The 6000-nt window shown below is 46.5% G+C and carries 5 protein-coding genes; all 5 read left to right on the forward strand.

Annotated features, from left to right (window positions below):
• Positions 1 to 85: 85 nt before the first annotated feature.
• On the forward strand, positions 86 to 1315 hold the full coding sequence (locus FVR03_RS07050) for a glycoside hydrolase family 88/105 protein (protein WP_147921033.1): 1230 nt from the start codon (positions 86 to 88) through the stop codon (positions 1313 to 1315).
• Positions 1316 to 1320: 5 nt separating this feature from the next.
• Positions 1321 to 2304 carry a pectinesterase family protein gene (locus FVR03_RS07055; protein WP_147921034.1) on the forward strand — a complete coding sequence of 328 codons (984 nt, stop codon included), beginning with the start codon at positions 1321 to 1323 and terminating at the stop codon, positions 2302 to 2304.
• 191 nt (positions 2305 to 2495) lie between these two features.
• A complete protein-coding gene (locus tag FVR03_RS07060; RefSeq protein ID WP_147921035.1) occupies positions 2496 to 4220 on the forward strand; it encodes a glycoside hydrolase family 28 protein in 1725 nt (574 codons plus the stop codon).
• Between the two features lie 190 nt (positions 4221 to 4410).
• Positions 4411 to 4701, forward strand: coding sequence for a hypothetical protein (locus tag FVR03_RS07065; RefSeq protein ID WP_147921036.1), 291 nt, complete (start codon positions 4411 to 4413; stop codon positions 4699 to 4701).
• Between the two features lie 20 nt (positions 4702 to 4721).
• Entirely contained in the window at positions 4722 to 5555 is an 834-nt protein-coding gene (locus FVR03_RS07070) for a rhamnogalacturonan acetylesterase (RefSeq protein ID WP_255474105.1), read from the forward strand.
• Positions 5556 to 6000 lie beyond the last annotated feature (445 nt).

Below are 6000 nucleotides of genomic sequence, written 5' to 3' on the forward strand. Positions count from 1 at the left end.
GGTCTGGTACAAAAGGTTTACGCTGAAAGATTACAAAGACAATGCTGCAATTACTGCAGAATTTTAATAACTAATTCAGATCAGAATGAAATTAAGACATGTAGCCTTATCGGTGTTGGTGTTAATGGCAGCAGCCTGTAACACCAGCAACCCAACTGCCAAGAGCACAGCAGTCAATCAGCAGGATTTAGAGAAGCCATGGTCGGTGCAGATGGCCGATTCTGAAATAAAAAGAACGCCTAAAGGTTGGATGATTGATTTTGCTCCAAAGCCCAAATGGGATTATACACAAGGCCTTTTTGCCAGCTCGATCGACCGTGTTTACAAACGCACCGGCGACGAAAAGTATCTGAACTACATCAAAGCCTTTGCCGATACCATGATCAGCGAGAGCGGCACGATCATGACCTATAAGAAAACCGACTATAACATAGACCGCGTAAATCCCGGAAAGTTCCTGATAGAGCTACACAAAGAAACTGGCATTGAGAAGTATAAACTCGCAGTAGAGGAACTTCGCGACCAGATGCGCACGCACCCGCGTACAGCAGAAGGCGGTTTCTGGCACAAAAAGATTTACCCGCACCAGATGTGGCTCGATGGGCTGTATATGGGCTCTCCGTTTCTGGCGCAGTATGCCAAAGAGTTTAACGAGCCAGCCCTTTTCGACGATGTAGCCAACCAGATTTACCTGGTCGACAAGTACACCTGGAACGAAGAAAAAAGGCTGTTTCACCATGCCTGGGACGAGAAGAAAGAACAGAAATGGGCAGATCCTGTAACCGGTAGAGCTCCTGAAGTATGGGGCCGTGCCATGGGTTGGTTCGCCATGTCGCTGGTAGATGTGCTGGACTTTATGCCAAAAGACCATCCGAAAAGAGCCGACATAATTCGTGTAACCAAGAAAATGGCAGGTGCTATAAAACAATACCAGGACCCCGCCACCGGGCTTTGGTGGCAGGTAGTAGACCAGGGTGGCCGCGAAGGAAATTACCTCGAAGGTTCTGCCTCCACCATGTTTACTTACTTTTTAGTTAAAGCGGTTAAGAACAACTATATCGAGCAGGAATACCTGCAGACTGCCCAAAAAGGCTTCGATGGCATTACCCGCGATCTGATTCGCAAAGAAGCTGATGGCACCATTAGCCTCATTGATATTTGTGCGGTGGCTGGTTTAGGAGGCACACCATACCGCGACGGGACTTACGAGTACTACATATCGGAGCCACGCCGTGCGAATGACCCGAAAGGAGTTGCACCTTTTATTATGGCAGCGCTGGAGTTCGAAGAATTACAAAAAACAACGTCGCGCTAAGGTTTATGAAACAGATCAAAAAGCTTTCGGTGCTACTAATTTTACTGTTTTGTGCATTTATACAGGGGCAGGCGCAGAAACACGACTTTGTAGTAGCAAAAGATGGCTCCGGCGATTTTAAAACGGTGCAGGAAGCCCTGCAGGCGGTGCCGGATTTCCGGAAAAAAACCACTACCATTTTTATTAAGAATGGTATCTACAAAGAGAAGCTAACCCTGGCCGCCACCAAAACCAATGTAAGGCTGGTAGGAGAAAACGTAAAATCCACTGTTCTGACATACGACGATTTTGCCTCTAAAAAGAACCGGTTTGGCGAGGAAATAGGCACCACCGGCTCTACCAGTTTCTTTGTGTTTGGCGACGATTTTTCAGCAGAGAATATCACGTTTGAAAACTCCTCTGGGCCGGTAGGGCAGGCAGTAGCAGTTCGGATAGATGGCGACCGAGTTATGTTTACAAACTGCCGGTTCCTTGGCTTTCAGGACACACTGTACCCGCATGGCGAAAAAAGCAGGCAATATTACAAGAACTGCTACATAGAAGGAACAGTAGATTTTATCTTTGGTTGGTCAACTGCCGTTTTCGAAGATTGCGAAATCTTCTGCAAAAAGGACGGAGGCTATGTTACAGCTGCTTCTACTGAACCCGAAACGCCTTTTGGTTTCGTTTTCCTGAACTGCCGCATCACTGGCGATGCACCGGCAAATTCTTTTTACCTGGGCCGGCCATGGCGACCATTTGCTAAAACAGCCTTTATAAACTGCACTTTAGGCAAACAAATTAAACCCGAGGGCTGGCACAACTGGAACAAACCAGACGCAGAGAAAACCACAGTATATGCCGAGTACAACTCCAAAGGGCCCGGAGCCGCACCTGCCAAGCGTGTAAACTGGGCAAAACAACTTACGCCGCAGGAGGCACAGCAATACACCCCAGATAACATATTTAAAGACTGGCAACCCGGCAAAGCCTATACCGCCACTAAATAGAAGGCAGACCCTTGACTGAAATATTGCTAAAAAGCTTCTGGAGGGCAATTTTATTAGCATAATTAAGATAGGACGAAGCGCTGCCTGAGCCTGAGATTCAGGAGAATGAAAATGCAGGCTGGTGCAATTATTACACCTTCAGCACATGCAGAAATTTATAATGTATAGTAACCATTTAGTTCAATAGTATCATGATTAAACAGAAATCTATTAGCCGGTTGGTGCTGGCACTCGGTCTTGCAGGTTTGCTGCTGTCTTCCTGCCAGAAACAGGGAGGGGCTGGCGCCTCATCAGAAGTAAGTACAACCGATTCGTTCGATGTTTATGAGGGCGTTGAGTTCGACATGCCGAAGGTGCAGGAGCCAACTTTTGCCAACAACAGCGTGCGCATAACCGATTTTGGTGCGGTAGGCGATGGCCTTATCAAAAACACAAAGGCTTTTGAGCAAGCCATAGAAGCAGTGGCAGCCAAAGGTGGTGGCAAAGTAATCATTCCGCGCGGCATGTGGCTGACCGGCCCGATTATTCTGAAAAGTAACATTAATTTACATACAGAGGCAGGAGCACTCGTTATATTCAGCAAAGATTTTAACGATTACCCGGTTATAGAGACCAGCTTCGAAGGCCTCGACACCTACCGTTGCATTTCGCCTATTTATGGCAAAGACCTGGAGAATATTGCCATTACAGGCTCAGGTACTTTTGATGGAAATGGCGATGCCTGGCGCACTGTAAAGAAAAGCAAGCTGACCGAATCGCAGTGGAAAGATAAAATAAAAAGTGGCGTGCTCAGCGACGATGGCCAAATGTGGTACCCATCTGAAATGGCTAAAAAAGGCGATACACCTGGCAGCAATTTTAACGTGCCGTTCTACAAAACCAAAGCTGAATACGAAGCGGTAAGAGATTACCTGCGACCAGTTATGGTGAGCATTGTGGGTTGCAACAAAGTGCTACTCGACGGACCTACTTTCCAGAACTCTCCTGCCTGGAACCTGCACCCGCTCATGAGCGAAAACGTGATTTTGCGCAACCTGAACGTGCGTAACCCCTGGTACTCACAAAACGGCGACGGCGTGGACCTGGAGTCTTGCAAAAACGTGCTCATTTACAACAATACCTTCGATGTGGGCGACGATGCCATCTGCTTTAAGTCTGGCAAAGACGTAGACGGCCGCAAAAGAGGCATGGCCACTGAGAATGTAATCGTGAAGAACAACGTGGTATACCACGGCCATGGTGGTTTTGTAGTTGGCAGCGAGATGTCTGGTGGTGTTAAGAATGTGCACGTCTCTAACTGCACCTTTATGGGCACCGATATTGGCCTGCGCTTTAAGAGCACACGTGGTCGTGGCGGCGTGGTAGAAAACATCTACATCTCCAACATCGACATGATAAACATCCCGACCCAGGCTATCAGCTTTAACCTGTTTTATGGCGGCAACTCGCCCGTACTGGAAGTAGACCAACGTGCCGACGACGAAGCCAGAGACGAGAAGCCGGTGCCGGTTACAGAAGAAACACCTTCGTTCAAAGATATTTACATGAAAAATATTCGTGTGTCTGGTGCCGATGAGGCGCTGGCCCTGCAAGGCCTGCCAGAAATGAATCTGCAGAACGTGAGTCTGGAAAATTCGCTACTGAAAGCCAAGAAAGGCATTTCAGCTGTTGATGTTGATGGAATTAAGCTGAAGAACGTGCAGGTAATTGCAGAGAAAGGCTCAGCCCTTACGATCTACAACAGCAAGAACATACAAGTGAGCGGCCTCTCTTATAACGAGACAAAGGAGCCAGCAGTAAAGGTGCTTGGCCCTTTAACACAAGGCGTAAAACTCGACTCCAAAGATTATAAGGATGTACAGAAGCAGGTGGCGAAAGGAACCGACCTTAGCAAAACTGCTCTTACAATGGAATAATTTATTGCATACTGCGCACAAGCATCAGGTTTATGCGCAGTATGCTTTTTATCTCCTGAGTTTAATTCAAGCCTAGAGCTAATTAACAGCACAAATGCCTCCTGGAGGCCATTTTCAATCTAATTTCTGAAAAGCAGCTTTGCTACATCCGTTACACGCATAGAAGGCACAAGTGCCAATGCGTTCGGAAATGGAACCAATAGAAGTAGGTAATAATAACAAAGTCATTTTCAGTCACGCGAAAAGTGCCGGCGGCGAACTGAAACTGGTAACAATAGGAACGGGCAGGGCTGTGCTTAACACCACCGTAGGTGTAAATAAGTTTATGCACAACGGAGTAAAAATGGTAGCCGGTACTTACACTGCCATATCGCATTCTACTATTTTTGAGGGAACAGGCTCACTGGTGGTTTCTATTGTAACGTCTGTAGCTGCTGAACTGGAAAAACAACGTCACCTCTTTCTCCTCCTGTTGAAATAATGTGCCATAACCTGTTTTAAATGAACAAAACCAGATTTAATGTAATGCGCAAGATAGTAGCAGGTCTTTTGCTGTTAGGTAGCATCAGCCTGATAAGTATGTCTTTTATTCCACAGAAAAAGAAAGTAACCACCCTTTATCTGATCGGCGATTCTACTGTGGCCGATTACACTGATTACGATGGAGAAGATTATCTGAACACACGTTACCCGGTTACTGGTTGGGGCCAAATGTTTCAGCCCTTTATGCGCCCCGACAGCCTTTCTAAAATCAGGCAACTGATTAAAACAGATAGTGTGGTGGTGGCAGACAAAGCCAGAGGGGGCCGCAGCACCCGCACCTTTTTTGAAGAAGGCCGTTGGGCGACTGTGTATAACGAGCTGAAGAAAAACGATGTAGTTATGATCCAGTTCGGGCACAACGATGCGGCCGAAAACAAACCAGAGCGCTACGTGAACATACAAGGCTACAAAGAGTTCCTGAGGCTGTTCGTAAACCAGACCCGCGAAAAAGGTGGCATCCCGATTCTGCTCACGCCGGTGGCAAGAAACTACCCCTGGAAGGACGGCAAACTGACCAATGTGCACGGAGACTACCCGCAGGCAGTGAAGGAGGTGGCAAAGGAGCTGCATGTTTACCTGCTGGACCTGAACCAATTGTCTATGGACGCTTTTACGGCTAAAGGGGAGGCGTTCGTAACAGAACATTATTTCATGAACCTGCCGGTCGGTAAATACAAGGCGTATCCCGAGGGTCAGAAGGATAACACACATTTTCAGCAGGAAGGCGGCAAAGCAGTGGCGCAGCTTGTTTTTAATGGCATGAAACAACTAAAACTTCCGCAAGCCAAATAATTTCGCAAACAAAGTTCATAAGCAGCATCTTGAATTTTTTGTTCTTTTTGTATCAAGAATAAAGCTGTAAGGCAAAGTCTCCGGGAGGTTTTTATTATTAGAAAAATTAAGTTGTACAATAGCTGGCAAACGAAATACTAAAGCCGGACTTGCGACTTAACCAACTTAAGAAATGCTAAAATAGGATAAGGCAAGGCTTACGACTACAAGTTTTTCTGCCTTTGCAAAAAACTTGGTTTAATCACTGCCTGGTTCGCATTTGAGTATTATATAATGTAAATTTGAAAAGATACATTCCTGTTCGGCTGAGGGAAAGAGTACGAAGAACCACTACTGAAATAAAGCTAGCCTTATGCGCCTAAAATGTTTCTGCCTTACTCCTGAGTACCGAAAAAAGGCCCTCTGGCTCCTTCTGCTGCTGCTTCCTCAAACTTATCTTTTTGCT

It is taken from the genome of Pontibacter qinzhouensis, assembly GCF_008017455.1.
In the GTDB taxonomy this organism is placed as follows: Bacteria; Bacteroidota; Bacteroidia; order Cytophagales; family Hymenobacteraceae; genus Pontibacter; species Pontibacter qinzhouensis.

Coding starts and splice junctions, on each gene's coding strand:
- FVR03_RS07050 (WP_147921033.1), top strand. CDS start 86: ATGAAATTAAGACATGTAGCCTTATCGGTGTTGGTGTTAATGGCAGCA.
- FVR03_RS07065 (WP_147921036.1), top strand. CDS start 4,411: ATGGAACCAATAGAAGTAGGTAATAATAACAAAGTCATTTTCAGTCAC.
- FVR03_RS07060 (WP_147921035.1), top strand. CDS start 2,496: ATGATTAAACAGAAATCTATTAGCCGGTTGGTGCTGGCACTCGGTCTT.
- FVR03_RS07055 (WP_147921034.1), top strand. CDS start 1,321: ATGAAACAGATCAAAAAGCTTTCGGTGCTACTAATTTTACTGTTTTGT.
- FVR03_RS07070 (WP_255474105.1), top strand. CDS start 4,722: ATGAACAAAACCAGATTTAATGTAATGCGCAAGATAGTAGCAGGTCTT.